Origin of the sequence: Streptomyces olivaceoviridis, assembly GCF_014650115.1 — a bacterium.
GTDB classification, from domain to species: Bacteria; Actinomycetota; Actinomycetes; order Streptomycetales; family Streptomycetaceae; genus Streptomyces; species Streptomyces olivaceoviridis.
In genome coordinates, this window is sequence record NZ_BMUI01000010.1 from 160,617 (window position 1) to 185,501 (window position 24,885).

The 24,885-nt window shown below is 73.7% G+C and carries 29 protein-coding genes; 19 read left to right on the forward strand and 10 right to left on the reverse strand.

Translation table 11 applies throughout. The annotated features are described in order from the left end of the window. Nucleotides 1-2: 2 nt before the first annotated feature. The gene (locus IE273_RS20805) at nt 3-1,070 is read right to left on the reverse strand and encodes a PHP domain-containing protein (protein WP_189816681.1); all 1,068 of its coding nucleotides are present in this window, start codon (nt 1,068-1,070) and stop codon (nt 3-5) included. A gap of 150 nt (nt 1,071-1,220) precedes the next feature. Between IE273_RS20805 and IE273_RS20810 the strand changes: the two genes are divergently transcribed. From IE273_RS20810 to IE273_RS20820, 3 genes are read left to right on the forward strand one after another with little or no spacing between them, the layout of a single operon-like run. Next, complete coding sequence (locus IE273_RS20810; protein ID WP_189816682.1) at nt 1,221-2,024, forward strand: SDR family oxidoreductase; 804 nt, start codon at nt 1,221-1,223, stop codon at nt 2,022-2,024. A 40-nt stretch (nt 2,025-2,064) separates the two neighbouring features. Continuing rightward, nucleotides 2,065-3,090 carry a DNA topoisomerase IB gene (locus IE273_RS20815; protein ID WP_189816683.1) on the forward strand — a complete coding sequence of 342 codons (1,026 nt, stop codon included), beginning with the start codon at nt 2,065-2,067 and terminating at the stop codon, nt 3,088-3,090. A 35-nt stretch (nt 3,091-3,125) separates the two neighbouring features. Further along, a complete protein-coding gene (locus tag IE273_RS20820; protein ID WP_014676612.1) occupies nt 3,126-3,371 on the forward strand; it encodes a hypothetical protein in 246 nt (81 codons plus the stop codon). 18 nt (nt 3,372-3,389) lie between these two features. On the opposite strand, the gene IE273_RS20825 is transcribed toward IE273_RS20820, so the two are convergent. Together IE273_RS20825 and IE273_RS20830 are read right to left on the reverse strand one after the other, a co-directional pair. Continuing rightward, nucleotides 3,390-4,622, reverse strand: a complete 1,233-nt coding sequence (locus IE273_RS20825; protein WP_189816684.1) for a glycoside hydrolase family 16 protein — start codon at nt 4,620-4,622, stop codon at nt 3,390-3,392. A gap of 98 nt (nt 4,623-4,720) precedes the next feature. Then, nucleotides 4,721-5,413, reverse strand: coding sequence for a VanZ family protein (locus IE273_RS20830; protein WP_229887309.1), 693 nt, complete (start codon nt 5,411-5,413; stop codon nt 4,721-4,723). Nucleotides 5,414-5,645: 232 nt separating this feature from the next. Between IE273_RS20830 and IE273_RS20835 the strand changes: the two genes are divergently transcribed. The 6 genes from IE273_RS20835 to IE273_RS20860 all read left to right on the forward strand — a co-directional run bounded on the left by IE273_RS20835 (nt 5,646) and on the right by IE273_RS20860 (nt 9,490). After that, nucleotides 5,646-5,840 carry a hypothetical protein gene (locus tag IE273_RS20835; RefSeq protein ID WP_189816686.1) on the forward strand — a complete coding sequence of 65 codons (195 nt, stop codon included), beginning with the start codon at nt 5,646-5,648 and terminating at the stop codon, nt 5,838-5,840. Beyond that, on the forward strand, nt 5,837-6,289 hold the full coding sequence (locus tag IE273_RS20840; protein ID WP_189816687.1) for an MrpF/PhaF family protein: 453 nt from the start codon (nt 5,837-5,839) through the stop codon (nt 6,287-6,289). Before IE273_RS20835 ends, IE273_RS20840 begins: the two co-directional genes overlap by 4 nt. 81 nt (nt 6,290-6,370) lie before the next feature. Then, nucleotides 6,371-6,631: a Na(+)/H(+) antiporter subunit B gene (locus tag IE273_RS20845; protein WP_189816688.1), complete on the forward strand. Its 261-nt coding sequence runs from the start codon at nt 6,371-6,373 to the stop codon at nt 6,629-6,631. Further along, nucleotides 6,628-7,374, forward strand: a complete 747-nt coding sequence (locus tag IE273_RS20850; RefSeq protein WP_189816689.1) for an MnhB domain-containing protein — start codon at nt 6,628-6,630, stop codon at nt 7,372-7,374. The genes IE273_RS20845 and IE273_RS20850 overlap by 4 nt, the downstream gene beginning before the upstream one ends. After that, nucleotides 7,374-7,721 (forward strand): sodium:proton antiporter, encoded by a 348-nt coding sequence (locus tag IE273_RS20855; RefSeq protein ID WP_189816690.1) that lies wholly within the window; start codon nt 7,374-7,376, stop codon nt 7,719-7,721. The genes IE273_RS20850 and IE273_RS20855 overlap by 1 nt, the downstream gene beginning before the upstream one ends. Further along, a complete protein-coding gene (locus IE273_RS20860; protein ID WP_189816691.1) occupies nt 7,721-9,490 on the forward strand; it encodes a complex I subunit 5 family protein in 1,770 nt (589 codons plus the stop codon). The genes IE273_RS20855 and IE273_RS20860 overlap by 1 nt, the downstream gene beginning before the upstream one ends. Here the strand turns inward: IE273_RS20860 and IE273_RS20865 are convergent, their stop codons facing one another. From IE273_RS20865 to IE273_RS20875, 3 genes are all read right to left on the reverse strand, one after another. After that, complete coding sequence (locus IE273_RS20865) at nt 9,491-10,141, reverse strand: DUF4230 domain-containing protein (RefSeq protein ID WP_189816692.1); 651 nt, start codon at nt 10,139-10,141, stop codon at nt 9,491-9,493. Between the two features lie 87 nt (nt 10,142-10,228). Beyond that, nucleotides 10,229-10,609, reverse strand: a complete 381-nt coding sequence (locus tag IE273_RS20870; protein WP_229887310.1) for an anti-sigma factor antagonist — start codon at nt 10,607-10,609, stop codon at nt 10,229-10,231. 127 nt (nt 10,610-10,736) lie between these two features. After that, the gene (locus tag IE273_RS20875; protein WP_189816693.1) at nt 10,737-11,687 is read right to left on the reverse strand and encodes an NADP-dependent oxidoreductase; all 951 of its coding nucleotides are present in this window, start codon (nt 11,685-11,687) and stop codon (nt 10,737-10,739) included. Between the two features lie 71 nt (nt 11,688-11,758). On the opposite strand from IE273_RS20875, the gene IE273_RS20880 reads away from it, so the two are divergent. From IE273_RS20880 to IE273_RS20895, 4 genes are all read left to right on the forward strand, one after another. Then, nucleotides 11,759-12,715: a GlxA family transcriptional regulator gene (locus IE273_RS20880; protein WP_189816694.1), complete on the forward strand. Its 957-nt coding sequence runs from the start codon at nt 11,759-11,761 to the stop codon at nt 12,713-12,715. A gap of 60 nt (nt 12,716-12,775) precedes the next feature. Continuing rightward, the gene (locus IE273_RS20885; protein ID WP_189816695.1) at nt 12,776-13,630 is read left to right on the forward strand and encodes a hypothetical protein; all 855 of its coding nucleotides are present in this window, start codon (nt 12,776-12,778) and stop codon (nt 13,628-13,630) included. A 205-nt stretch (nt 13,631-13,835) separates the two neighbouring features. After that, a complete protein-coding gene (locus IE273_RS20890; protein WP_189816696.1) occupies nt 13,836-14,300 on the forward strand; it encodes a pyridoxamine 5'-phosphate oxidase family protein in 465 nt (154 codons plus the stop codon). Between the two features lie 52 nt (nt 14,301-14,352). Further along, nucleotides 14,353-14,745, forward strand: a complete 393-nt coding sequence (locus IE273_RS20895) for a VOC family protein (RefSeq protein ID WP_189816697.1) — start codon at nt 14,353-14,355, stop codon at nt 14,743-14,745. 192 nt (nt 14,746-14,937) lie between these two features. On the opposite strand, the gene IE273_RS20900 is transcribed toward IE273_RS20895, so the two are convergent. Both IE273_RS20900 and IE273_RS20905 read right to left on the reverse strand, forming a co-directional pair. Beyond that, nucleotides 14,938-15,240, reverse strand: coding sequence for a DUF4235 domain-containing protein (locus IE273_RS20900; RefSeq protein ID WP_014676628.1), 303 nt, complete (start codon nt 15,238-15,240; stop codon nt 14,938-14,940). Nucleotides 15,241-15,268: 28 nt separating this feature from the next. After that, nucleotides 15,269-16,285, reverse strand: coding sequence for a glutathione S-transferase family protein (locus IE273_RS20905; protein ID WP_189816698.1), 1,017 nt, complete (start codon nt 16,283-16,285; stop codon nt 15,269-15,271). A gap of 254 nt (nt 16,286-16,539) precedes the next feature. On the opposite strand from IE273_RS20905, the gene IE273_RS20910 reads away from it, so the two are divergent. Then, on the forward strand, nt 16,540-17,622 hold the full coding sequence (locus IE273_RS20910) for a cation diffusion facilitator family transporter (RefSeq protein ID WP_189816699.1): 1,083 nt from the start codon (nt 16,540-16,542) through the stop codon (nt 17,620-17,622). A 79-nt stretch (nt 17,623-17,701) separates the two neighbouring features. On the opposite strand, the gene IE273_RS20915 is transcribed toward IE273_RS20910, so the two are convergent. Continuing rightward, complete coding sequence (locus IE273_RS20915; RefSeq protein WP_189816700.1) at nt 17,702-18,151, reverse strand: nitroreductase family deazaflavin-dependent oxidoreductase; 450 nt, start codon at nt 18,149-18,151, stop codon at nt 17,702-17,704. Nucleotides 18,152-18,363: 212 nt separating this feature from the next. Here IE273_RS20915 and IE273_RS20920 point away from each other — a divergent pair, with 212 nt between their 5' ends. The 3 genes from IE273_RS20920 (at nt 18,364) to IE273_RS20930 (ending at nt 20,436) form a co-directional block, all read left to right on the forward strand. After that, nucleotides 18,364-18,822 (forward strand): nuclear transport factor 2 family protein, encoded by a 459-nt coding sequence (locus IE273_RS20920; RefSeq protein ID WP_189816701.1) that lies wholly within the window; start codon nt 18,364-18,366, stop codon nt 18,820-18,822. Between the two features lie 171 nt (nt 18,823-18,993). Next, nucleotides 18,994-20,223, forward strand: a complete 1,230-nt coding sequence (locus tag IE273_RS20925) for a cytochrome P450 (RefSeq protein ID WP_189816702.1) — start codon at nt 18,994-18,996, stop codon at nt 20,221-20,223. A gap of 12 nt (nt 20,224-20,235) precedes the next feature. Beyond that, nucleotides 20,236-20,436, forward strand: a complete 201-nt coding sequence (locus IE273_RS20930; RefSeq protein WP_189816703.1) for a ferredoxin — start codon at nt 20,236-20,238, stop codon at nt 20,434-20,436. Here the strand turns inward: IE273_RS20930 and IE273_RS20935 are convergent. Further along, on the reverse strand, nt 20,411-21,337 hold the full coding sequence (locus tag IE273_RS20935) for an endo alpha-1,4 polygalactosaminidase (protein WP_229887311.1): 927 nt from the start codon (nt 21,335-21,337) through the stop codon (nt 20,411-20,413). The two genes, IE273_RS20930 and IE273_RS20935, sit on opposite strands and share 26 nt — an antisense overlap. A gap of 139 nt (nt 21,338-21,476) precedes the next feature. Here IE273_RS20935 and IE273_RS20940 point away from each other — a divergent pair, with 139 nt between their 5' ends. Then, entirely contained in the window at nt 21,477-22,445 is a 969-nt protein-coding gene (locus tag IE273_RS20940) for an aldo/keto reductase (protein ID WP_189816704.1), read from the forward strand. A 300-nt stretch (nt 22,446-22,745) separates the two neighbouring features. Beyond that, complete coding sequence (locus IE273_RS20945; protein ID WP_189816705.1) at nt 22,746-24,866, forward strand: RICIN domain-containing protein; 2,121 nt, start codon at nt 22,746-22,748, stop codon at nt 24,864-24,866. The last annotated feature ends 19 nt before the right edge of the window (nt 24,867-24,885 follow it).

Consider the following 24,885-nt stretch of genomic DNA (forward strand, 5'->3'; position numbering starts at 1 on the left):
GGTCAGTTCCCGGAACGGGTACCACGCCCGGAACCCGCCACGCGTGCCGGCAGCCGGCCCTCCCGCGTCCAGTCCAGCAGCTCGTCGGCCGACCAGGTGGTCACCACGCGCTCGGGCGGCACCCCGCACTCCTCGGCCCGCGCGCAGCCGAGGATCTGCCAGTCCAGCTGGCCGGGCGCGTGGGCGTCGGTGTCGACCGAGAACAGCACCCCGGCGTCGACCGCCCGGCGCAGCAGCCGCCGGGGCGGGTCCAGCCGTTCCGGGCGGCTGTTGATCTCCACGGCGGTCCCCGACTCGGCGCACGCCGCGAACACCTCGTCCGCGTCGAACTGAGACTCGGGCCGTCCCCGGCCCGTGACCAGCCGCCCGGTGCAGTGCCCGAGGACGTCGGCGTGCGGATCGCGCACGGCGGCGACCATCCGCCGGGTCATGGACCGGGCGTCCATCCGCAGCTTGGAGTGGACCGACACCACGACCACGTCCAGCCGCTCCAGCAGCTCCGGTTCCTGGTCCAGCGAGCCGTCGTCCAGGATGTCGCACTCGATGCCGGTGAGCAGCCGGAACGGCGCCCAGCGCGCGTTCAGCTCCGCGACCACCGCCAACTGCTCCCGCAGCCGCGCGGGCGACAGCCCACGGGCCACGGTCAGCCGCGGCGAGTGGTCGGTGAGCACGGCCCACTCGTGTCCCAGCCCGGCCGCCGCCCGCCCCATCTCCTCGATCGGGCTGCCGCCGTCGGACCAGTCCGAGTGCGTGTGACAGTCCCCGCGGATCAGCGCCCGCAGCCCGGCCCCGACCCCCTCGGCGCCGGCCGGCGCCCCGGCCTCCTCCTCCAGCTTGCGCAGGTACCCGGGCACCTCGCCGCCCAGCGCCTCCCGCACCACCTGCGCGGTCTTCGGCCCGACACCCCTCAGCGACTCCAGCGTCCCGGCGGCGGCCCGCTCGGCCACCTCGCCCTCGGGCAGCGCGGCCAGCGTCCGGGAGGCGGTACGGAAGGCCCTTACCCGGTAGGTGGGCGCGAGCGCCCGCTCCAGGAGGAACGCGATCCGGTCGAGGGCGGCGACGGGGTCCATGGGAACCAAGGGTGCACCAGGCGCCCCGGAGGGGCGCGGGGAACCGCGCGACCGGCCGCCTTCCGGGTCCGCGGTGGCGGGTCCGTTTGTCCCCACCGCCCCCGGGTACTGCGTGACCCGTGCACGTGACCCACCGTGAGGAGGCCCGTCATGTCCGTACCGGATGCGCGGCGAACGGCCGTGGTGACCGGCGCGGACAGCGGCATCGGCCGGGCCACCGCCGTACGGCTGGCCGAGGCGGCCCTGGACGTCGGCATCACCTGGCACACGGACGAGAAGGGCGCCGAGGAGACGGCGGAGGAGGTCCGCGCGCACGGCCGCCGTGCCGCCGTGAGCCGGCTGGACCTGACCCGGCTGCCCGAGGCCGCCGACGCCGTGGACGACCTGTGCGAGGAGCTCGGCCGGATCGACGTCCTCGTCAACAACGCCGGTACCGGCACGATGACCCCCTACCTCGACCTGACGCTCACGGATGTGCGCCGGGTCCTGGACGTCGACCTCGTGGGCCCGTTCCTGCTCGGGCAGCGGGCCGCGCGGCGCATGATCCGGCAGGGCGGCGGCGGCCGGATCGTGAACGTCACCTCCGTGCACGAGCACCAGCCGCGGGTCGGCGCGGCCCCGTACTGCGCGGCCAAGGGCGGGCTCGGACTGCTCACCCAGGTGATGGCCCTGGAGCTGGCCGAGTACGGCATCACCGTGAACGCGGTCGCGCCGGGTGAGATCGCCACCCCGATGACCGGCCAGGAGGACACCGACGTGCGCGGCGAGCGCCGTCCCGGCGTGCCGCTCGGCCGGCCCGGCGACGCCCGCGAGGTCGCCGCCGTGATCGCGTTCCTCGCGAGCCCGGACGCCTCCTACGTCACCGGCGCCTCGTGGAGCGTCGACGGCGGCATGCTGCGCATGGGCCCGCAGGCCGGCTCCCATCTGACCAGCGACGACTGGCGCCGGCCCTGAGGCGGCGGGGACGGTGCGACGAGGCCGGGGGGAGACCGCGGTGAGGCTGCGCACCAGTTCGCCCGACGGCCCCGGCTACACGCGCGTCCGCTGCGGCCGGGGCTTCCGCTACGTCGACGGCGCCGGCGAGCCCCTGACCGACCCCGAGCAGCTCGCCCGCGTCCGCGCCCTGACCGTCCCGCCCGCCTGGCGCGACGTGTGGATCTGCCGCTGGCCCAACGGCCACCTCCAGGCCGTCGGCACCGACGACGCCGGACGCCGGCAGTACCTGTACCACGAGCGGTTCCGGGCCGAGCAGGACAGGGCCAAGCACGAGCACGTACGGCAGGTGGCGCGGGCCCTGCCCGAGCTGCGCGCCAAGGTGGCGGTGGACCTCGCCGGGCGGGGGCTGAGCCGGGACCGGGTCACCGCCTGCGCGGTCCGCCTGCTCGACCTCGGCTTCTTCCGCATCGGCAGCGACCGGCACACCCGCACCAGCGAGACCTACGGCCTGACGACCATGCTCCGCGAGCACGTCGGCTGCGCACGCGGCGAGATCAGCTTCGGCTACCCGGCCAAGGGCGGCACCGAGATGGTCCGCGCCCTCGTCGACGAGCAGGTGCACGCGGTCGCCCGGTCCCTGCTGCGCCGCCCGCGCGGCGGCGACCGCTTCCTCGCCTACTGGGACCACGGCGCCTGGCACGACCTGCGCGGCGACGACCTCAACGAGGCCCTGCGCCGGCTGTCCGGCACCGACGTCACCGCCAAGGACTTCCGCACCTGGCACGCCACCGTGCTGGCCGCCGTGGCGGTCTCCGTGACCGCGCGGGGCGCCCGGGCGACCGAGGCCGCCCGGCGCCGGCAGCTCGCCCGGGCCGTCCGTGAGGTCAGCCACTACCTGGGCAACACGCCCGCGGTGTGCCGGACGTCGTACATCGACCCGAAGGTCTTCGAGCTGTTCGAGCAGGGCGTCACCGTCGCCCCCGCGCTCACCCGGCTGGGCGAACACGGGGAGTTCGGGCGTCCGGCCACGCAGGGAGCCGTCGAGGCGGCCGTACTCGATCTCCTCGACGGCTCCGGCGGATGACCCGTCGGCGCGGGTTGCGTTCTACCCTCGATTGCATGACCGAACAAGCAGCCCCCCACATCTCCCGCCCGCGGATCCTGGTCCTCGGGGTGTGCCCGGGCCGGCACGGCGAGCCGCCCTTCCGGATCATGGAGATCGACGGTCAGGTGGTCGGTGAGGCCAGGACCATCACGGACGTGCTGGAGACGGCCGCCTCGTACGGCATACCCATCCACGACCTGGACGACCCGGACGCGGTCCGCTGGGTGGGCGGCGACAAGTACACCTGGACGCTGCACTGACCGGCCGGCGGGGCAGGGTCAGCCGACCGTCCACTTCTGGTTGGCGCTGCCCGTGCAGGTCCAGATCTGCAACCGTGTCCCGTTGGCCGAGTTGTTGCCGGTGACGTCGAGGCACTTGTTCGCCTGCGGGTTGACGATGTCGCGGGCCGCCGGGAGGGCCCACTTCTGGGCGGCGCTGCCGTTGCAGTCCCACAGCTGGACGGGCGTACCGTCGGCGGTGCCGCCGCCGCTGACGTCCAGGCACTTGCCGAGCGCCCGGAGCGTGCCGTCCGAGCCCACGGTCCACGACTGTGCGGCCGTGCCGTTGCAGTCGTAGAGCTGGACCGGGGTGCCGTTCGCGGGGTTGGCGCCGGCCACGTCCACGCACTTGCCCGCCAGGCCCCGGATCGGCACACCGGCGGCGCTGTCGCTCGTCGTCACCGACACCGAGTCCACCACCAGCGCTTGCGGGAACTGCGTGGAGCCGTCGGGGTCGCCCGGCCAGTAGCCGCCGACCGCGAGGTTCAGGATCAGGAAGAACGGCTTGTTGAACACCCAGGTCTTCCCGCCCAGGTCGGCCGGGGTGCGCCGCTGGTAGACGTTGCCGTCCACCGACCAGGTGATCGAGTCCGGTGCCCAGTCGACGGCGAAGGTGTGGAAGGCGTCCGCGAAGGCCTGCCCGTTCGGCAGCGAGTAGGCCGCGCCTATGCCGCCCGAGCCGGAGTAGCCGGGACCGTGGATGGTGCCGTGCACGGTCGAGGGTTCGAAGCCGACGTTCTCCATGACGTCGATCTCACCCGAGTCCGGCCAGTTCACCGGCGTGCCGAGCATCCAGAAGGCGGGCCACATGCCCTGGCCGCGCGGGATCTTCATCCGCGCCTCCACATGGCCGTACTGGGCGTTGAACTTCCCGGCCGTGTTCAGCCGGGCCGAGGTGTACTGACAGCTGCCGTACCAGCACTGGTAGCCGGCCGGGTTCTCCTTGCGGGCCGTGATCACCAGGTGGCCCTGGCCGTCGAGGGCCGCGTTCTTCGTGCCCGAGGTGTAGTACTGCCGTTCGTGGTTGTTGACGTTGTCGCCGGTCTCCAGGGTCCACTTCGAGGAGTCGACCGCGGCGCCCGCGGGCCCGTCGAAGCTGTCGGAGAAGGTGGTGACGGCCGCCGCCGTGGGGGCGGCGGTGTCGGCCCGCGCCGGGCCGACGGCGGCCGAGCCGATCAGTGCCGCGGACAGGGCGGCCAGGAGACATCTGCGGAGCAGGCGTGGGGAGGCCATGGCTCTCCGTTCATGTGGGGGCGTGAGCGGTGCGCCTCTTGATTTAAGGAGTGAGATAAGGGGCCGTCAATACTCTGGTACGGACCTGTCGCTGACGATCAGCCGGCGGACGGCTCACGCACGCGCCGGTGCACCCCCCGTCCGAGCCTCCGCCCCAGCAGCAGCCAACCCAGCAGCGCCCCGGCCGTGTTGAGGATGACGTCGTCGATGTCGAAGGCCCGCCCGGTGACCAGCGCCCCCTGGACCAGCTCCACCATCAGCATCACGAGGGCCGTCAGCGCGAGCACCTGGAGCACACCCCGGGCACGCGGCGCGAGGACCGGCACCAGCACCCCGAACGGCACGCCGAGCAGCACGTTGCCGCCGAGCTGCCGGAGCGCGTCCCGCAGCGACGCCTGCTCCAGGTAGGCCCGGAGCGAGCGGCCCGGGTGCAGGTTGCTGTGCGTCAGCGGCACCGACGCGGGCGACGGCTGGAGCGTGATGCGGGCCAGGGCGACGGCGAACGCGACCATGCACGCGAAGGCGACGAGGATCGCCAGCAGCCGGACGGGCAGCGGCCACACGTGCCGGGGGCGGCCCTCCTCGGCGGGTCGCTCCCGGGTGTCCGCGGCCGGGCGCCGCCGGGCGGCGGACCGGAGGCGCAGCCTCTCGGCCGGCCACCACGTCCGGGTGGACCGGGGGCGCCCCTCGTCGGCCGGCGGCCGGTTCCGGGCGGGGCGGACCTCCTCGGCCGGCTGCCGTTTCCGGGCGGCGCGCAGGATCTCCGGCAGGCGCGGCACGGTACGGGCCATGTGCTCCTCCACTCGTCAACTTCCGCGGTCCGAACGTCGGTTACCCCCACCGCGGCACAGGATGCCCGCCGTCCGGCCCGCACCCGTGGTTTCCGTTCACGCCTGAGGGGCACTCCGGGTGCGGACCCGCGTGCCGCCGCTCCCGCCCGGGTCCGGCGGTGCTTGGATGCCCCCAGCGGCATGGTGGACACATCGCCGCGTATCCGAGCACAGCGGACCCAGGAGGTGCTGCGTGACCCGTCGTACGGCACCCCGGGCGGCCCTCCTCGCCGCCGGTGAACTCCTCGCCTGGTGGGCGGTGCTGGCACTGCTGTGGCTGGTGCTGATCAGCACCGTCGACACCCTGGAGCGGATCGTCGGCGCGAGCTGCGCCGCCGTGGGCGCGCTCCTCGCCCGGACCGGCCGGCGGGCGGTGAGCTGGCGGTGAACGGCTGGATCCTCGCGGCGACCGTCGAGCTGGGCGGGGGAGGAGCGGCGGCCCTGTGGGGCGTGACCACCGGCCCGCCGGCCCGCCGGGTCGTCGCCCAGAACCTCACCACCTCCGCCGTCTGCCCGGCCCTGCTGCTCCTCGCCCAGGGCTACGGCCGCCCCTCCTACGTCGACCTCGCCCTGCTGCTGGCCCTGCTCGGCCCGGTCGGCACGCTCGTCTTCGCCCGGCTGCTCTCCGACGACCTGGCCGGGGAACGCCCGGGCGCGTGGCCCCTGACCTGGACGGCGGCGGGCCTGGGCGCGGCGGTCGTGCTCGCCCTGTGCGTGGCCGGCGCCCCGGGCCGGGCGACGGTGAAGCTCCTGGTGATCGGCGCCCTGCTGATCAGCGGCAACGTGATCGCCTCCCGCGCCCTGGCGGGCGGATACCGGGGGGTGCGGGGTGGCTGACGGGACGCCGGGTGCGGCCGGTCGCCGGTACGCCCCGCGGGGCGGGCGCGCGCCCGCCGGCACGTGGAAGGCGGGTGCCGTGTGTCCGACGCCCTGATCGTCGTCGTGCTGCTGCTCGTGGCCGGGTCCGCCACCGCGGCCGTGGCCCAGCGCGATCCCGCCCGCCAGGCGCTCGTGCTGTCCTTCCTGGGCGTGCTGCTGGCCGCGCTGTTCACCGTGCTCCAGGCCCCGGACGTCGGCCTGTCCCAGCTCGCCGTCGGCTCCGCCCTCACCCCACTGCTGATCATGCTGTCGGTGCGCAAGATCAGACGTCGGGGCCGCTCCGAGGAGGAGGACGGGTGAACCGGCTGCGGCTGTGGCTGCTGGCCGTCGGCGGCGCGGGCCTGGCCGCCCTGCTCGTCGCGGCCTGCCTCGACCTGCCCGGCTTCGGCGGGTCCCGCCACCCGTACGGCGACCGCGCCGTCCGCGCCGCCCTCTCCCGGCACACGGCCAACACCATCGCCTCCGTCAACTTCGACCAGCGCGCCTACGACACCCTCGGCGAGATGAGCATCCTGTTCGCCGCCGTCCTCGGCTGCGTGGTGCTGCTGCGCGAGGCCCGCGACGAGCACCGGGCACGGCCCGAACCCGCCGACGTGGCCCGTCCGGTCCGCCGCTACGCCCTGCTCGTGCTGCCCGTCGCCCTGGTCACCGGCCTGTACGTCATCGCCCACGGCCAGCTCAGTCCCGGCGGCGGCTTCCAGGGCGGGGTCGTCGCCGCGACCGCCCTGCACCTGCTCTACCTGGGCGCCGACTACCACGCGCTGGAACGCGTCCGCCCGCTCGGCGTCTACGAGACCACCGACGCGCTCGCCGTCTCCTCCTACCTCGTGCTCGGCGCCGCCGGGATCCTCGCCGGCACCGCGTTCCTGGCCAACACCCTGCTGCCGTACGGCACGTTCAACACGCTGTCGTCCGGCGGCACCGTCCCCCTGCTGAACGCGGCCATCGGCATGGAGGTGGCGAGCGCGGTCGTCGTCCTGCTCGCCCACTTCCTCGACCAGGCCGTGGAGATCGAGGAAGAGCACGGGAGGGGAACACCGTGATGCACGTCCTGCCGTACCCGGTCGCCGCCTATATCTTCCTGACGGGCTGCTACGGCCTCGCCACCAGCCGGAACCTCATCCACGCCGTCGGCTGCCTCGCGGTCTGCCAGTCCGCCACCTACGTCCTGCTGCTGGCGGTCGGCTACCGCGACGGCGGCACCGCACCCGTCTTCTCCGACATGAAGCCCGGCTCCCGGCCGCTGGTCGACCCGGTCGTGCAGGCCCTCACCCTCACCGACGTCGTCGTCGGCGCCACCGTCACCGCGCTGCTGCTCGCCCTCGTCCTCCAGATCGCCAAACGGCACGGCACGGTCGACCCCGACGAACTGCGGGAGCTGCGCGGCTGATGCACCACCTGATCCCGCTGCTCGTCGCGATCCCGCTGCTCGGCGCCGCCCTGCTGGTGGCCACGGGCCGCCATCTGCCCCGGATCGCCGCCGAACTCACCGGATTCGTCGTCTCCGCAGGCACGGCCGCCCTCGCGCTGATCCTGCTGCTGAACTCCGCCCCGCCGATGGTCGAGTGGGTCGGCGGCTGGCTGCCCGTCGACGGCGAGAGCGTCGGCATCCTCGTGGTCGGGGACGGCCCGGCGCTCGGCATGGCCGCGCTGGCCTCACTGCTCACCCTGGCCGCGCTCGCCTACTCCTGGCGCTACTTCGACGAGCCCCCGCGCGACCGCACCGGCTCCTTCACCGCGCTGATGCTGGTCTTCCAGGGAGCCATGTGCGGCTTCGCCGTCGCGGGCGACCTGTTCAACGCGTTCGTGTTCTTCGAGCTGATGAGCGTGGTCGCCTACGCCCTGACCGGCTACCGCATCGACGAGGCCAAGGCCGTACAGGGCGCCCTGACCTTCGGGATCGTCAACTCCCTGGGGGCGTACGCGATGCTGATGGGCATCGCCCTGCTGTACGCCCGTACCGGCGAACTGGCCATGGCGAAGATCGGCCGCGGGCTCGACGCCGCCGCCGGGCCGGGCGGGCCGGACGCGCTGGTCCTCGCCTCCTTCGTGCTGGTGCTGACCGGGCTGCTGGTGAAGGCGGCGGCCGTGCCGTTCCACTTCTGGCTCCCGGACGCGCACGCCGTCGCCCCCACCCCGGTCTGCATGCTCCTGTCCGGCGTCATGGTGGAACTCGGCGCCTACGGCGTATGGCGGGTGTACGGCACCGTCTTCGCCGGACCCGGCGGCATCCCCGCCGCCGACCTGACCCGCGCCCTGGTGACGCTCGGCGCCCTCACGGCCGTGACCGGCGCCGTCATGTGCTGGTACCAGCGGCACATCAAACGGCTCCTCGCCTACTCCACCGTCGCCCACACCGGCCTGTTCCTCGTCGGCCTGGGCGTCCTCACCCCCGAGGGCGACGACGGGGTCGCCCTGTACCTCCTCGGGCACGCCGGCGTGAAGGCCGCGCTGTTCGCCTGCGCGGGCGTCCTGCTGGACCGGTTCGGCAGCGTCGACGAGCACGCGCTGCACGGCCGGGCCCGGGGGCAGCTGCGCGCCACCGCCGTGATGTTCGCCGTCGGCGGCCTCGGCCTGGCCGGCCTGCCGCCGTTCGGTACGGCGCTGGGCAAGGCGATCACCGAGGAGGCGGTCGGCGGCCCGTTCACCGTGGTGTACGTGGCGGCCTCCGCGATCACCGCCGGCGCGGTCCTGCGGGTCACCGCCCGCGTCTTCCTGGGCCTCGGGCCGCGCCCCGGGGACGCGGAGTACGAGACCAGCGGCTCCGACGAGGAACCCGAGACGTCCGGCCCGCTGCGCCGGATCCCGGACACCATGACGATCGTGCCCGCCGTGCTGCTCGCCGCCGCCCTCGCCGTCGGGTTGGCCCCCGGCTTCGGCGCCCTGGTCGCCCGCTCCGTGAACGAGGCCGGCTCGGGCGGCGCCCACGCCTCCGCGCACTGGACCCTGCCCGGCGTCCTGCTGGGCGTGGCCTCCGCCCTGCTGGCCCTGGCGCTGGCCGGGCTCGCGGTCAGCCGCCCCGGCTGGGTGGCCGCGCCCGGCTGGGCCGCACCCCTCAGGCGCCTCCAGTCCGGGCACGTGGGCGACTACGTGGCCTGGCTGCTGGTGGGCGCGACCGTGCTGGGGGCGCTGGCCCTGCCGGGGATTCTCGGTTCCTGATCAGGTGCCGTACGCGATGTGCACCTCCGTGAAGCCGAGGGAGCGCAGCAGGCCCTGGAGCATGCCGGTGGTGTTGCGCTCGGCCCGGGCGGTCAGCCCGCTGGTGTGTGCCGCGTCCCCGATGTGCCGGACGGCGAGCTGCTGCACGGCCTGCTCGCTGTTGGGGTTGTCGGAGAACAGGTCGCCGAGCCGGTCCAGCAGCCCGCGCTGCTTGGACACGGCGTAGGAGTGGTCGGGGTCGAGGGCCGGCCTGCCGAGCCGCGCGTGCGGCAGCCGGATGGTGGCGGACGTACGGTCGTCGTTGACCGTCACGTCCTTGTCGCCGACCCGGCCCAGGTCGACGTAGGCGTCCACGGTGCCCGCGCCGACGTACAGGGTGCGGGTGCCGCGGATGGCGTCGGGCAGGAACTTCGCGTCCTTGTCCAGGTCCACGACGACCTGGAAGTTGCCCGACGCCGCGTCGTAACGGCTCATGTCCTGGATGGACTTGAGGAGAGCCGGGCCGGAGCGGTCATGGGTCTCGGTGCCGAACAGGTCCTTGATGCCGGGCAGTACGGCCAGCCGGATGCCGGCGAACAGCACGGCGAGCACCAGCACGAGCGCCGCCACGGCCTTGGCCCACCCCGGCAGGCGCCTCACGGAAGTCGTCATCGCGACGGTCCTCCTTCCTGTTGACCGCATGCCCGTCAACAGCCGGAGCAGACCGGTGCGTCATGTGTGAGATGCGGCCGGCCGGGGTCACAGTGAGCCGGACGCGGCCCCGGAGCGGGTCAGGGCCGCGTCCAGGCTCGGCTGCGGGGGGAGCAGCCGGGCCAGACCGGTGACCCGGAACACGCGCAGCGTCAGCGGGTGCGTGCACACGAGGTGCAACTGCCCGCCGCGCTCCAGCACCCGGACGCGCGCCCGGTACAGCAGCCGCAGCCCCGAGCCGTCGAAGAACTCCACGGGCCGCAGGTCGATCACGATCCGCGCCCCGGGCCGGTCGGTGGCCCGGTCGACGAACGGGCCGATCTCCGTCGCCGAGACGATGTCGATCTCACCCCGGAACTCCAGCACCGTGTGCCCGCGGTACGGGTACATGCCCAGTTGCCGGGGGAGAGGTACGGGTTCGTGTCGCACCTCGCCACCACCTCCCACCCGCGCCCGGACGTCGTTTCCCGATCGTCAAGTTACCCTCGATGGAAGGAATTTGAGCATGTTCGATTGACATATGTCTTCGAGTTTGCGGCTTGTCGGCGCGCAGCGCTCAGTCCGCCAGCAGCACCAGCTTGCCCGTCGTCCGCCCGGTGTCGCCCAGCTCGTGTGCCTTCGCCGCGTCGGCCAGCGGGAACGTCCCGGCGATCGTGGCCTTCAGCCGGCCGGACTCCGCGAGCTCCGCGACCGCCCGCATCCCGGCCCGGTCGGCGTCGACCAGCATCCGCACCGCCCGCACCCCGAGCCGCTCGGCCTCCTCGTGGAACTCCGCGGAGCCCACCGGCAGGATCGACACCACGACACCGCCCGGCCGCAGCACCCGCAGCGAGCGCACGGAGGTCTCGCCGCCCAGGGTGTCCAGGACGACGTCGACGTCCCGCACCGCCTCCGTGACATCCGTCGTGCGGTAGTCGACCGGCTCGTCCACACCGGTCTCCCGCAGGAAGTCGTGCTTGCCCGCGCTGGCCGTCCCGATCACGTACGCGCCGCGCGCCTTGGCGATCTGCACGGCCACATGGCCGACCCCGCCGGCCGCCGCGTGGATCAGCACCCGCTGCCCCGGCCCGACGTCCGCGTGCTCGGTCAGCGCCTGCCAGGCGGTCAGGGACACCAGCGGCAGCGCGCCCGCCTGCACGTGGTCGAGGGAGGCCGGCTTGTGCACCAGGGCCCGGGCCGGGGCGATGACGTACTCGGCGTGCGAGCCGTGGCCGAAGGGGTAGGGCAGCATGCCGAAGACCTCGTCGCCGGGCCGGAACGCGGCCACGCCGACCCCGGTCTCCGCGACCTCGCCGGAGACGTCCCAGCCGAGCACGAACGGGGGCCGGCCCAGGAACCCGCCGGTGGCCCGGTGCTTCCAGTCGGTGGGGTTCACCCCGGCGGCCCGCACCCGGACCAGCACCTCGTTCGGACGCGGCTTCGGCCGCTCGACCCGCACTTCCCTCAGGACCTCGGGACCGCCGAGAACGTCCTGGCTGATGGCTCGCATCGTGTTCACATCGCTCATGGTCACCCAGCCTGCCGAAGCGCGCCCGGCCGGGAAATGGCATGAATGCCAAGCTTCGATAGGATCGTGCCATGCGTGGCACACCGAGTCCCGAACGCGTGGTCGTCCTGGCCCTCGACGGCGTCTACCCCTTCGAGCTGGGCATCCCCAGCCGCATCTTCGGCGCGGCCGACGGTCACTACGAGGTGTTCACCTGTACGGTCGACGGCCGCCCGGTGCGCACCAACGCCGACTTCACCGTCGGTGTCGCCCACGGCCCCGAGATCCTGGAGACGGCAGACACGGTGGTCGTCGCCTCCATGGCGCCCGCCCACATCCCCACCGGGCTGCCGGTCGAGGTCGCCGCCGCACTCGACCGGATCCGCCCGGACGCCCGGATCGTCTCCATCTGCACGGCTGCCTTCGTCCTCGCCGAGGCCGGACTGCTCGACGGCCGCCGGGCGACCACCCACTGGCAGGTGGCCGACCTGTTCCGCCGCCGCTACCCCCGGGTCGACCTCGACCCGGACGTCCTCTTCGTGGACGACGGCCGCATCCTCACCTCCGCCGGCGCGGCCTCCGGCGTCGACATCTGCCTGCACATCGTCCGCACCGACCACGGCAGCGAACTGGCGAACGCCGTCGCCCGCCGCTGTGTCGTGCCCCCGTTCCGGGACGGCGGCCAGGCCCAGTACATCGAGCAGCCGGTCCCCGAGAGCGGCGCCGCCGGCACGGCCGCGACCCGCGCCTGGGCACTGGAGCGGCTGGACGAACCGCTCACCCTGGCGGACCTCGCCGGGCACGCCCGGATGAGCCTGCGCACCTTCGCCCGCCGCTTCGGCGACGAGGTCGGCCTCAGCCCCGGCCGCTGGCTGATCCAGCAGCGGGTGGCCCGCGCCCGGCACCTGCTGGAGGCCAGCGACCTGCCGGTGGACCGGATCGCCACCGAGGTGGGCTTCGCCACCGGCGCCTCGCTGCGCCAGCACCTGCACGCGGCGATCGGCGTGTCCCCGCAGGCCTACCGGAGGACCTTCCAGCGGGCCCGCTGAACGTTCCGTCCGGCTCCGGCGTCGAAGGACCGCACGGAGCACGGGAGAACAGGGGCGGGAATGCGCAGAGGGCTGGTGGCGACGGCGGTACTGACGGCCGTGACGGTGGGGGCGGTGGCCGGGTGCGACGACGGGCCCGGGCCCGGCCTGGTGGTGGAGGGCACCCCGCCGCCGACCCCCTACAGCGGACCGCTCGACGTACCCACCAAGGAACTCGACGAGAGCACACCCCGGGCGCTGCGCCTGGCCTCCGGGGCGGCCGGCCGGGCGCTGGAGTGCGACGGGGAGATCTTCGAGGGCTCCGGACCCGACGGGTGGAGCAGGTCCGACGGCGGGGACACCCCGCAGGAGGGGCTGGCCCTCTACTTCGACATGGTCCAGCCGGAGGAGCCCGACCACGGGTACCGCGTGGAACGCGAGGAGGCGGACCGGGTCCTGTACTCCTACGACGTGGACGGCCGCACCAAGGTGGCGGTCGTCGTGGCCAAGGACCAGCAGGACCGGCCCGGCTGGGGTCCCGAGACGCACGCCTCCTGCGACCCGGCCGAACTCCCGGAGAGCTTCACGTCCACCACGGACTGGCAGATCTGGACCGACCGCGCGGGCCGGAGGGTGCCGGTGGCCCGGCTGCACGGCTCGTCGGGACCGGAGCACTGCGGCTGGCAGTCCGCCGACTTCCTCGCCCTGGACGACCGGACCTACGCCCGCGACCCCGAGGGCGTGCTGGGCCGGGACGAACTGCTCCGGGCGCCCTACCGCGCGAAGGTCCGCATGCCCGCGGCCGCCCGGGACACCGGGTACCGCTTCCGTGACCGGCGGCTGTGGCTGACGGCGGACAAGGCGACGGCGTACGTCCGCACGGACCACGGGGTGGAGGCGTGGCCGCTGGTGAAGGAGGGAGTCGGGTGCGACTGACCGGCGCGGGCGGGGGTTTCGGGGCCGGGTGACGGGATCGTGGGCTCCTCGTCGCTCCGGGCGCGGAAGGGGCACCGGGCGCCGAGCACGTCCAGCTCGTTGATCCGCTCGGGCGCACCCGGACACGCTGTGGGCGACTCCGTGCGCGGACCGGGGGCCCACGGCCACACTGATCGGGACGATCACGCAGAGGAGGCCGTACGCCATGACCCCGCCCCCCGCCCGCACCGCCGAACAGCGCAAGAAGGACACCCTGCGCCGACTGGACCACGACGTCGACGCGTGGGTCGCCACCGCCGGACCCGACGGCGCAGCGCCGTACCTGGTACCGCTGTCGTTCGTGTGGGACGGCAGTTGCCTGCTGATCGCCACCCCGGCGGACAGCCCCACCGGCCGCAATCTCGTGGCCACCGGCCGCGCCCGCCTCGGCATCGGCCCCACCCGGGACGTCGTCCTGGTCGACGGCGGCGTCCGCGCGGTGACACCCGAGGACCTGCCCGAGGAGGACGCCGAGGTCTTCGCCGGGAAGACCGGCTTCGACCCGCGCCGACTGGCCGCCCGCTACCTGTACTTCAGGGTCTTCCCGGAGCGGATCCAGGCCTGGCGCGAGGAGAACGAGCTGCGCGGGCGGGAGCTGATGCGCGACGGACAGTGGCTGCCCGCCGACTGAATCCGGGGGCCGGGGATATCCGCTGGGGAGAGGACACTTCCCGGGAGGACCCATGTCACTGGTGAAAGCGGGCGTGGTCGTGCTGGACTGCGCCGAGCCCGAGAAACTCGCCGAGTTCTACCGCGAGTTGCTGGACGGAGAGCGGGTGAGCGCGTCCGCCAACCTCGTGGAGGTCAGGGGCGCCGACGGCGTCCGGCTGGCCTTCCGGCGCGATGTCAACGCGACCCCGCCCAGCTGGCCGCGCCCGGAGAACTCCCTCCAGGCCCATCTCGACTTCCTCGTCGAGGACTTGGACGAGGCCGAGCGACGCGTGGTGGGACTCGGCGGCCGGCCGATCGAGACGCGGGACGCGGCGGGCCCGTACGAGGAACGGGGCTACGCCGACCCCGCCGGCCACTCCTTCACCCTGCGCCTGCTGCCGCCGACAGCACCGAAGCAGGGGTGACCGACGGCGCGGGGGCCCGGTCGACGGCGGTGCGGGAACGGGGGCGACCGGGCGGCGGCTGCCCGTGGCACCCGGCGAGGCCGGCGGACGGCGGGGGTGCCGGGGTGGCGGCGGTGGTGCCGGGGCGGGGATGAACCCCGGCGCCGCGACGGTGGTCGGCCGGGGCGCCGGGGCAGGGGGCGGTCGGTCCGGTCAGTCCCGGCCGCCCTTGTCGGTCGCCGGCCACACGCCCGTCGACCGGGCGATGGCCTTCGCGCCGGTGCGGTCCACGGCGCTGCGCACCACCGCGAAGATCGCGCCCTGGACCGCCGCGGCCAGCAGGATCTCGCCCCAGCCGCGGTCCGGGTCCAGGGCGTCGGGGGCGTCCTCCTCGTGCCGGATCGCCATCCACGCCTTGCGGAAGGCCATACCGGCCAGCGCGCCGCCCGCCCAGCTGAGCACGAATCCGACCGGCTGGTAGACGAGAGGGAGCTTCTTCTTCTTGTTCTTGGCCATGTGTGACTACTTCCTCGTCAATCGGCCCTCATGCGGGCCGTCCCCGCGCGGCCACTCGTTCGCCCGGGGCCACCGGACCCGGCGCCGTACCGTCACCGAACGGCCGGCCGCCCAGCTCCGCGCGGCCGTGCGGGCTCAGCCAGCCGCCGAGGTCCGGGCCGATCGGCACGATGCCGGTCGGGTTGATACCGGTGTGCACCTGGTAGTAGTGCCGCTTGATGTGGTCGAAGTCCACCGTGTCACCGAACCCCGGAGTCTGGAACAGATCCCGGGCGTACGCCCACAGCACCGGGTGCTCCGCCAGCTTCCAGCGGTTGCACTTGAAGTGGCCGTGGTAGACCGCGTCGAACCGGACCAGCGTGGTGAACAGCCGGATGTCCGCTTCCGTGAGGGTGTCACCGACCAGATACCGCTGCCCGGACAGCCGCTCACCGAGCAGTTCCAGCCGCCGGAACACGGCCGTGCACGCCTCCTCGTACTCCTTCTGGTGCGTGGCGAACCCGGCCCGGTACACCCCGTTGTTCACGTCCTCGTAGACCTCGGCCATCACCTCGTCGATCTCGTCGCGCCGGCCGGCCGGATAGAGGTCCGGCGCGCCGGCGCGGTGCAGGGCAGTCCACTCGGTGGCCAGGTCCAGGGTGATCCGCTGGTAGTCGTTGGTGACCAGCCGGCCGCTGGGGACGTCCACGAGCGCGGGCACGCTCACCCCGCCCGGGTAGCCGGTCTCGCGCTTGTCGTAGGCCTCGCTGAGGAACCGGATGCCGAGCACCGGGTCACGGCCGTCCGGGTCCAGGGTGAACCGCCAGCTGCGGTCGTCCTGGACCGGATCGGCGATCGCCATCGAGAGCGCGTCCTCCAGCCCCAGCAGCCGGCGCGAGATCACCGCGCGGCTCGCCCACGGGCAGGCGCGGGAGATCACCAGCCGGTAGCGGCCCGCCTCGACCGGCCAGCCGTCCCGGCCGTCCGCGGTGATCCGGTCCTGGAAGTGGCTCCTGGACCTGCTGAAGGTCCGGTGTCCGTAGGCGCGGTTGCCGTCGCCGCTCATGTCTCCTCCTCGCCGCACGGGTGGTCCTGACCACCGCGTTCCCCGTTCCACCCGGCCGGCACGGTGTGAGCGGCCCGGTCGGGGGCAACCGGCGAGAGATGAGCGGGACACCCTCGGAACGGGAGCCGGCCGCACGCACGGCCGAGGACAACGGAACACGCCCGGCACAGGCCGCGGACGGCGCACCGGCACGGGCGCAGACTTCGGATGGTGCGTCGGCGCGGGCACACGCCCCGGACGGCGCACCGGAGCCGGTGCGCGCCGCGGACCGGACAGCGCCACCGCCGCATGCGCCGCGCCCGGAAGCGCCGTCGGCACACGCCCAGGACGGCGCACCGGACACCGCACGCGACCACACCGACGGAGACCCCGGCGGGCGTGCCGGTGCCGACGGCGACCGGCACACCAAGATCACCGTCCTCGTGGCGCTCGCCGCCAATCTGGTGATCGCCGTCGCCAAGGCGGTCGGCGGCGTCCTCGCGGGATCGCCCGCGCTGCTGTCGGAGGCCGCGCACTCGGTCGCCGACAGCCTCAACGAGGTCTTCCTGTTGGCCGCCCTGCGCCGCAGCCGCCGCCCCGCCGACGCCCGGCACCCCTTCGGCTACGGCAAGGAGCGCTTCTTCTGGTCCCTGCTCGCCGCCGTGGGCATCTTCGTCATGGGTGGCTGCTTCTCCTTCTTCCAGGGCGTCGAGGCCCTCGGCAGCCACACCGAGGAGAAGTTCAGCGGCTATGTGGCGGGCCTGATCGTGCTGGGCGTGGCCCTCATCGCCGAGGGCGTCTCACTGCTGCGGGCCCTGCACCAGGTGCGCCGGCAGGGCGGCGGCCTCGGCGCGCTGCGCGACCCGGCGCTGCGTACGGTGGTCGCCGAGGACGGCACGGCGGTGCTCGGCGTGACCCTCGCCCTGGTCGGAATGGCCCTGCACATGGTGACCGGACAGGTCGTCTGGGAGGCGTCCGCCTCGCTGGCGATCGGCGTGCTCCTCGTCTACGTCGCCTTCCGGCTCGGCCGCGACGCCCGCGCCCAGCTGATCGGGGAGGCCGCCGACCCGGAGCAGACCGGCAGGATCCGCGCGCTGCTGCGGGCGCAGCCGGAGATCGACAGTGTGGAGGCGCTGTTCACGATGAAGATGGGCCTGGACTCCACGCTGGTCGCCGCCCGCGTGGACCTGGTGCCGGGCCTGGACAGCGAACGCGTCGAGGAGGTCGCCGTACGCATCAAGCGGTCCCTCGCCCGGACGTTCCCCGAGGCCGACCAGATCTTCCTCGATGTGACCGACCGGCCGGCGGGCGAGGCACGGAAAAGCCCCGCCGCGACGGGGGAACGCGGCGGGGCCTGACCCACGAGTGCCCGTCCGGGGACCGGCTCACACCTCCCCGGAACGGATTTTTCTGGAATGGGGCGGCCCCCGGCCTGAATCAGCGCTGGTCGAGCGGCTCCAGCACGAAGACCGGGATCTCCCGGGACGTCTTCGTCTGGTAGTCGGCGTACGCCGGGTACGCGGCCACCGCCCGCTCCCACCACTCGGCCTTCTCCGCCCCGGTGACCTCGCGGGCCCGCATGTCCCGCTTCACGGGGCCGTCCTGGAGCTCGACACGCGGGTCGGACTTCACGTTGAAGTACCAGACCGGATGCTTGGGCGCACCGCCGAGGGAGGCGACCGCCGCGTACCGGCCCTCGTGCTCCACCCGCATCAACGGCGTCTTGCGGATCTTCCCGCTCTTCGCACCCCGGGTGGTCAGTACGATCACCGGCAGCCCGGTGTCGAGCAGCGTCGTGCCCTTCGTCCCGCCCGAGCTCTCGTACAACTCGACCTGCTCGCGCACCCACTGCGTCGGACTGGGTTCGTACTCGCCCTCAAGAGGCATGGGATCCCGTTCCCTTCGTCGGTCCAAACGGCTGACTGCCACCGCGACAACGCCGGTGACGCCGCGAATCATCCGTACCGCGCGCCGATGGCGCCGATGGGGTGATCGCCGTCCGGCCACGGTGATTACCTCCAGGGTCATCGCGCCGCCGCGCCGCGCGCGGCACAGTGATCCGTGTCCCGATCACTGCCCACCCGGGGAGGGAACCACCCATGTCCGCCGACCGCACCGACGCGACCCGCGCCGCCGTCCGGGAACTCCTCCGCAGGATCGGCCAGGGCGATCCGGAGCGGATCGCCGAGCTGTACGCGGAGGACTGCGACTGGCGGCTGGACTGGCCCGAGGAGGAACACGGCCGCGCCGACACACCGTGGATCCGGCACCGCGCCACCCGCGCCGACGCCGCCGCCCACTACCGGGAGCTGGCCGCCCACCACGTCCCGGAGCAGGCCGGCACCACCATCGAGCGCGTCCTGGCCGACGGCGAGGACGCGGTCGTGCTCGGCGTCATCCGGCAGACCGCCGTCCCGACGGGCCGCGCCTACGCCGCCCGGTTCGCCCTGCACCTCACCGTCCGGGACGGCCTGGTCGTACGGCACCACGTGTACGAGGACAGCCTCGCCGTCGCCCGTGCCTTCGCCCCCGGCGAGCAGGGCGCCCGGACGCCGTGACCGGGCGCGGCCCCGCGCGCGGCCGTGGCCGGTTTCCGTCCGTCGGACCCCGGGTACTTCGGCCAGATGACGACGGTCACCTAAGTGGCCGAACTTGGCGTCGACCTATAGGTGCCTGGGGCATCTAATGATGATCGGCTCGACGCACTTCTTCGTCTGCGAGGTCTTTCCATGACGGAACTGACGGACATCTCCACCCCGGCTGCCCCGCCCGACCCCGTCGCCTTCCCCCAGAACCGCACCTGCCCCTACCACCCGCCCACCGGCTACGGCCCGCTGCGCGACGGGCGCCCCCTGTCCCGGGTCACCCTCTACGACGGCCGCGAGGTCTGGCTGGTCACCGGGTACTCCGCCGCCCGCGCCCTGCTCGCCGACCCCCGCCTGTCCACCGAGCGCCGCCGCCCCGGCTTCCCCATGCCCACGCCCCGGTTCGCGGCGGGCCGCGACCGCAAGGTGGCCCTGCTCGGGCTGGACGACCCGGAGCACCACCGGCAGCGGCGGATGCTGATCCCGTCGTTCACCGTCAAACGCGCGGCGGCGCTGCGCCCCTGGATCCAGCGGATCGTGGACGAACTGCTGGACACGATGATCGCCCAGGGGCCGCCCGCCGAGCTGGTCTCCGCCTTCGCGCTGCCCGTGCCGTCGATGGTGATCTGCGGCCTGCTCGGCGTGCCGTACGCCGACCACGAGTTCTTCGAGGAGCAGTCCCGCCGGCTGCTGCGCGGCCCGACCGCCGCCGACACGGTGGAGGCCCGCAAACGGCTGGAGGACTACCTCGGCGGACTGATCGACGCCAAGGCGGAGGAGACCGAGCCCGGCGACGGGATCCTCGACGAGCTGGTCCACGACCGGCTGCGCACGGGGGAGCTGGACCGCGACGACGCCGTGTCGCTGGCCATCATCCTGCTGGTCGCCGGCCATGAGACCACCGCCAACATGATCTCCCTCGGCACCTACACCCTGCTCCGGCACCCCGGCCGGCTGGCCGAGCTGCGCGCCGACCCCGCGCTGCTGCCCGCCGTCGTGGAGGAGCTGATGCGGATGCTGTCCATCGCGGAGGGGCTCCAGCGGGTGGCGCTGGAGGACATCGAGATCGCCGGCACCACGATCCGGGCCGGCGACGGCGTGCTCTTCGGGACCTCCGTGATCAACCGTGACACGTCCGTGTACGACGACCCCGACGCCCTGGACTTCCACCGCCCCGACCGCCACCACGTCGCCTTCGGTTTCGGCATCCACCAGTGCCTGGGCCAGAACCTGGCCCGCGCGGAACTGGAGATCGCCCTCGGCAGCCTGTTCACCCGGCTGCCGGAGCTGCGGCTGGCCGTGCCGGCCGAGGACATTCCCTTCAAACCCGGCGACACGGTCCAGGGGATGCTGGAACTCCCCGTGACCTGGTAAGAGGCTCTACTCATGCACATCGACATCGACAAGGACGTCTGTATCGGCGCCGGGCAGTGCGCGCTGGCCGCGCCGGGCGTCTTCACCCAGGACGACGACGGCTACAGCACGCTCGTGCCCGGACACGAGGACGGCGCGGGCGACCCCATGGTCCGTGCGGCGGCCCGCGCCTGCCCGGTCAGCGCGATCACCGTACGGGACAGCACCGGCTGACGACCGTCCGGCGGTACGGCGCCCGGACCGCCGTACCGCCGGACGATTCCCAGCGCACCTTGCGGACGTACCCGGCGCTGCCCGGCGTGGACACGTCCCGGTCCCGGCGGACGATGCTCAGCCGGTTCCCCCAGCGGGCGCGGGCCGCGCGCAGGCCGGCGTCGGTGTACTCGATGTCCACCACCCGGTCGTCGAACGCCTTCGCGTACACCTCGCACTCGTCGTACTGCCCGCACTCCTCCGTCACCGCGAAGTCCAGCCCGGCCCGCTCGCGCCGCCCGGCCAGCTCCGCGGTGTTCTTCTGCCCGACGGCCAGCCCCCGGGCGTGCGCGTGCCGGGACAGCAGACGCATGAACGCCGTCGCGTCGGACGCGGTGAGCAGCCGGTGGGAGCGGGTGTAGCTGTCGTAGTTGTCGGGCTCGACGGCGTCGAAGCCCTTGTCCGCGCAGCCGTCGATCCAGCGGTTCACCCGCCGCGCCACCCGGTCCCGTTTGGCGGGGGTGCCGATGTCGAGCAGCGGCTCGTCCCAGTCCTCGTCGACGACGACCCGGCCCCGCGCGTCGCGCAGCAGCAGGTCGGCCGGCCAGGAGGAGCGCTCGCCGGGCTGGGCCTGGAAGGCGTTGACGTAGCAGATGTTGTACAGGCCCGGCGCGGGGGAGTCCGAGCGGTCGCGGCTGACGATCCGCACGCCCGCGGGCGGGGGATAGGCACCGCCGATCTGGTAGTCGAACCCGGCGTGCCGAGGGGGCAGCCGCAGCGCGGCGCGCGGGGGCCCGCCGTCCTCCGCCCGCTCGCCGGAGGCGCAGCCGGACAGCGCCGTCACCGCGACGACCAGGGCCGCTGCCAGGGCGCCCAGGGCCGTGCGCGCACCCGTGGCGCGGTGAACACGTGTCAGGGGCACGTCCGCTCCGTCCTGCCCACGCCGGGCGGCGCGGTACGTGTCAGGATCAGATCGTCCGTGCGCTCCGGACGTCAAGTCGGCCCCGCCGCACGTCGTAGGCTCGGCCATGACCATCGTCCCGAAGGCAGGAGCAGCAACGATGCAGTACGTGAAGCTCGGTTCCACGGGTCTGGACGTCTCGCGGATCTGTCTGGGCTGCATGACCTACGGACTGCCGGACCGCGGCACGCACGAGTGGACCCTGGACGAGGAGGCGTCCCGCCCGCTGATCCGGCAGGCGCTGGAGGCGGGCGTCAACTTCTTCGACACCGCGAACGTCTACTCCGACGGCACCAGCGAGGAGATCGTCGGGAAGGCGCTGCGGGACTTCGCCCACCGCGACGAGATCGTGCTCGCCACCAAGGTGCACGGCCGGATGCGGCCGGGTCCCAACGGGGCCGGGCTGTCCCGCAAGGCCATCATGAGCGAGATCGACCACAGCCTGCGCCGCCTCGGCACCGACTACGTCGACCTCTACCAGATCCACCGCTACGACCACGAGACCCCCGTCGAGGAGACGATGGAGGCGCTGCACGACCTGGTGAAGGCGGGCAAGGTCCGCTACATCGGGGCCAGTTCGATGTACGCGTGGGAGTTCTCCAAGGCGCAGTACACCGCCGAGCGGCACGGCTGGACCAAGTTCGTGTCGATGCAGAACCACTACAACCTGCTCTACCGCGAGGAGGAGCGGGAGATGCTGCCCCTGTGCGCGGACCAGGGCGTCGGCGTGCTGCCGTGGAGCCCGCTCGCCCGTGGCCGGCTCACCCGTGACTGGGGCGCGGTGACCGAGCGCAGCGCGAACGACGCCTTCGGCAGCCGGCTCTACCTGGAGAGCGACCACGCGATCGTCGAGGCCGTCACCCGGATCGCCGGCGAGCGGGGCGTGCCGCGCGCCCAGGTGGCCCTCGCCTGGCTGCTGCACCAGGACACCGTGGCGGCGCCGATCGTCGGCGCCGCCAAGCCGCAGCACATCGAGGACGCGGTGGCCGCCGTCGAACTGAAGCTCAGCGAGAAGGAGATCGAGGAACTGGAGCGGCCGTACGCGCCGCACGAGATCAGCGGCCACTGACCGGTCGGTGCGGTCCGTGCGGTACGGACTCCGTGCCGCACGGACCCCCGCCTGCTCGCCGACTCCCGCGGCCGGCGCCTATCGGGTGGGCGAACGGCGGTAAGGGGAGGAAATGGCGGCCCTTGACGAAATGTCAACAGAGAGAATCCGGGCGGGAAATCCCGAGAATCGGGAGATCGCTTGTTCCGGTGTCTCCGGCTGTGTAAAAGTGCCGCCTCAGGTGGACGTTGGAGCTGCCACGACATCGCCGTACCGCTTGGTATGGACTTATTTCGGTAATGCCTCTGGAGGAATGCGGCCGTGACCGACGCAGGCCTGTCGGACGAGCAGCTGAGCGCCGAACTGAAGAAGTGGACGGGAGCATCGCCCACCCTGCGTCCCGTCGGCGAACTCCTCGACCGGCACTGGGCGGCGGCCTTCGCCTACGCCCGGCTGTGCACCGACGGACCGCCCGCCGCCGGCATGCTCACCACCGCCGCCTTCACCCGGCTCTTCGGCGCGTCCCTCCGGCAATCCGGCCCGACCGCGGCCTGGCGGCCCCATGTCCTGGTCGCCGTCCGCCGGATCGCGGCCGAGTGGGACACCGACGGCCGCCGGGAACTCCTCCACCCGGCCCTGCGTTCCGGGGACGGCACCGGCGAGCGGGCCTCGTCGCGGCTGCTGCCACCGCCCGGCCGGAGGGTGCTGTCCCGAGCGTTCCAGCGGGTGCCCGAGACCTCCCGCGCCCTGCTGTGGCACACCGAGGTCGAGGCCGAACCGCTGGCCGTGCCCGCCGCGCTGCTCGGCCTGGACGAGGAGGACGCCCGCGTCGAACTCCGCCGGGCCCGCGAGCGGCTGCGTGAGGAATGCCTCCAGGCGCACCGCGAACTCGCCCCCGAGGACGACTGCCGGCGCTATCTGCGCATGCTCGACGTGACCTTCCGGCGCGGCGGCACCGACATCGACCCCGACCTGCGTCAGCACCTGGCCGGCTGCTCCCACTGCGCCCGGACCGCCGACCAACTCGCCCGCTTCAACGCCGGCCTGGCCCTCGCACTCGCCGAGGCGGTCCTCGGCTGGGGCGCCTGCGGCTACCTGGAGTCCCGGGCGGCGGACACGCAGCAGCCGCCGCCACCGGCACCGGCAGCCGCCGCCGTCGCGCCCGCGGGCCTCCGGGCCGGGGAAGAGTTCGCCCCCGCGGAACCCGCCCTACCCGGCGAAGGACCCGCCCCCGGTCGATCGGCCCGCCGCGGCCCGTCGTCCGGGGGAGCACGGTCCACCGTTGCCGAGGGCACGGACGACGTCGACTCCGGGGTGTCGGATGTGGGGGGCGCCCGCCGGCCGGCGGGGCGCGGTGCGTCGCGTCTGCGGCGCGGAGGGGGAGCCTCCTCCGTCGCGGCCGACGGCATCGGGCGCGCTGTACCCGGTGGGTCGGGTGTGAGGGGTGTACGTCGTACTGTCGGGCGTGGTGTGTTCTTCGTGCGGCGCGGAGGGGGAGCCTCCTCCGTCGAGGCCGACGGCATCGGGCGCGCTGTACCCGGTGGGTCGGGTGTGAGGGGTGCACGTCGTACTGTCGGGCGTGGTGTGTTCTTCGTCCGGCGTCGAGGCGTGGCCTCCTCGGTCGTCGCCGACGGCATCGGGCGTGCCGGATCCGCCCTGTCGGGTGCGCGGAGCGCCCGGCGCCGCACGCGTGCGAACCCCGTCATCGCCCCGGGCGCGGAAGGTGCCGGGCCCGGACCCGCCTCCCGCCGCTCCGCCCAGCGCGCCGCCCGCCGGGCCCGGCGCCGCAACCTCGCGCTGGCCGTCCTCACCGTCAGCGGTCTGGTCGTCCTGCCCCTGGCGCTGTGGTCGGCGCTCGGCTCCGACGACGTGCCGGCGTCCGGCGCCGCCGGGGCGCCCTCCCGTACGCCGGGCGGCGGCGCCTCCCCGGGTCCCTCCTGGGCCGACCGGAACGCCTCGGGCCACGGCACCCTGCGGGGCCGGCTGCGCAACCTCGCCTCCGGCCTGTGCGTCGGAGTCGTCCGCGACAAGGCCGTCCGGGGCGCCGAGACGGCACTCGCCGACTGCTCCGCCGCCCCGACCCAGCAGTGGACGTACGAGACCGACGGACTGCTGCGCAGCGGCGCCGCCCCAGGGCTGTGCCTGGACTCCCGCCTCGGCTACTCCGTGCGTCTCGCCCCCTGCACGGCAACCGGCGAGGCCGCCCGCGACCTCCACTACGAGTTCACCCTCCAGGGCGCCCTGGTGCCGCGCTCCGACCAGGAGCTGGCCCTCACCCCGGCCGCCACCGACGGCTCCGGCGCCCTCGTGGTCAAGACCCGCGCCGCAGGGACCGCGCAGCGCTGGGCCATCGACACCGCCCACCCGGACCTGCGGATGGAGAACGTCGACTGGGACGGCGGCAAGACCCCGGTCCCCCTCTCCGCGCCGCACCGGCCGTGACGCAGGGCGGCCCCACAGG

Coding starts and splice junctions, on each gene's coding strand:
- IE273_RS20825 (WP_189816684.1), bottom strand. CDS start 4,622: ATGGCCTCCCCACGCCTGCTCCGCAGATGTCTCCTGGCCGCCCTGTCC.
- IE273_RS20925 (WP_189816702.1), top strand. CDS start 18,994: ATGACGGAACTGACGGACATCTCCACCCCGGCTGCCCCGCCCGACCCC.
- IE273_RS20860 (WP_189816691.1), top strand. CDS start 7,721: ATGCACCACCTGATCCCGCTGCTCGTCGCGATCCCGCTGCTCGGCGCC.
- IE273_RS20890 (WP_189816696.1), top strand. CDS start 13,836: ATGACCCCGCCCCCCGCCCGCACCGCCGAACAGCGCAAGAAGGACACC.
- IE273_RS20875 (WP_189816693.1), bottom strand. CDS start 11,687: ATGAGCGATGTGAACACGATGCGAGCCATCAGCCAGGACGTTCTCGGC.
- IE273_RS20905 (WP_189816698.1), bottom strand. CDS start 16,285: ATGAGCGGCGACGGCAACCGCGCCTACGGACACCGGACCTTCAGCAGG.
- IE273_RS20830 (WP_229887309.1), bottom strand. CDS start 5,413: ATGGCCCGTACCGTGCCGCGCCTGCCGGAGATCCTGCGCGCCGCCCGG.
- IE273_RS20820 (WP_014676612.1), top strand. CDS start 3,126: ATGACCGAACAAGCAGCCCCCCACATCTCCCGCCCGCGGATCCTGGTC.
- IE273_RS20900 (WP_014676628.1), bottom strand. CDS start 15,240: ATGGCCAAGAACAAGAAGAAGAAGCTCCCTCTCGTCTACCAGCCGGTC.
- IE273_RS20895 (WP_189816697.1), top strand. CDS start 14,353: ATGTCACTGGTGAAAGCGGGCGTGGTCGTGCTGGACTGCGCCGAGCCC.
- IE273_RS20885 (WP_189816695.1), top strand. CDS start 12,776: ATGCGCAGAGGGCTGGTGGCGACGGCGGTACTGACGGCCGTGACGGTG.
- IE273_RS20855 (WP_189816690.1), top strand. CDS start 7,374: ATGCACGTCCTGCCGTACCCGGTCGCCGCCTATATCTTCCTGACGGGC.
- IE273_RS20810 (WP_189816682.1), top strand. CDS start 1,221: ATGTCCGTACCGGATGCGCGGCGAACGGCCGTGGTGACCGGCGCGGAC.
- IE273_RS20865 (WP_189816692.1), bottom strand. CDS start 10,141: ATGACGACTTCCGTGAGGCGCCTGCCGGGGTGGGCCAAGGCCGTGGCG.
- IE273_RS20930 (WP_189816703.1), top strand. CDS start 20,236: ATGCACATCGACATCGACAAGGACGTCTGTATCGGCGCCGGGCAGTGC.
- IE273_RS20880 (WP_189816694.1), top strand. CDS start 11,759: ATGCGTGGCACACCGAGTCCCGAACGCGTGGTCGTCCTGGCCCTCGAC.
- IE273_RS20920 (WP_189816701.1), top strand. CDS start 18,364: ATGTCCGCCGACCGCACCGACGCGACCCGCGCCGCCGTCCGGGAACTC.
- IE273_RS20805 (WP_189816681.1), bottom strand. CDS start 1,070: ATGGACCCCGTCGCCGCCCTCGACCGGATCGCGTTCCTCCTGGAGCGG.
- IE273_RS20940 (WP_189816704.1), top strand. CDS start 21,477: ATGCAGTACGTGAAGCTCGGTTCCACGGGTCTGGACGTCTCGCGGATC.
- IE273_RS20915 (WP_189816700.1), bottom strand. CDS start 18,151: ATGCCTCTTGAGGGCGAGTACGAACCCAGTCCGACGCAGTGGGTGCGC.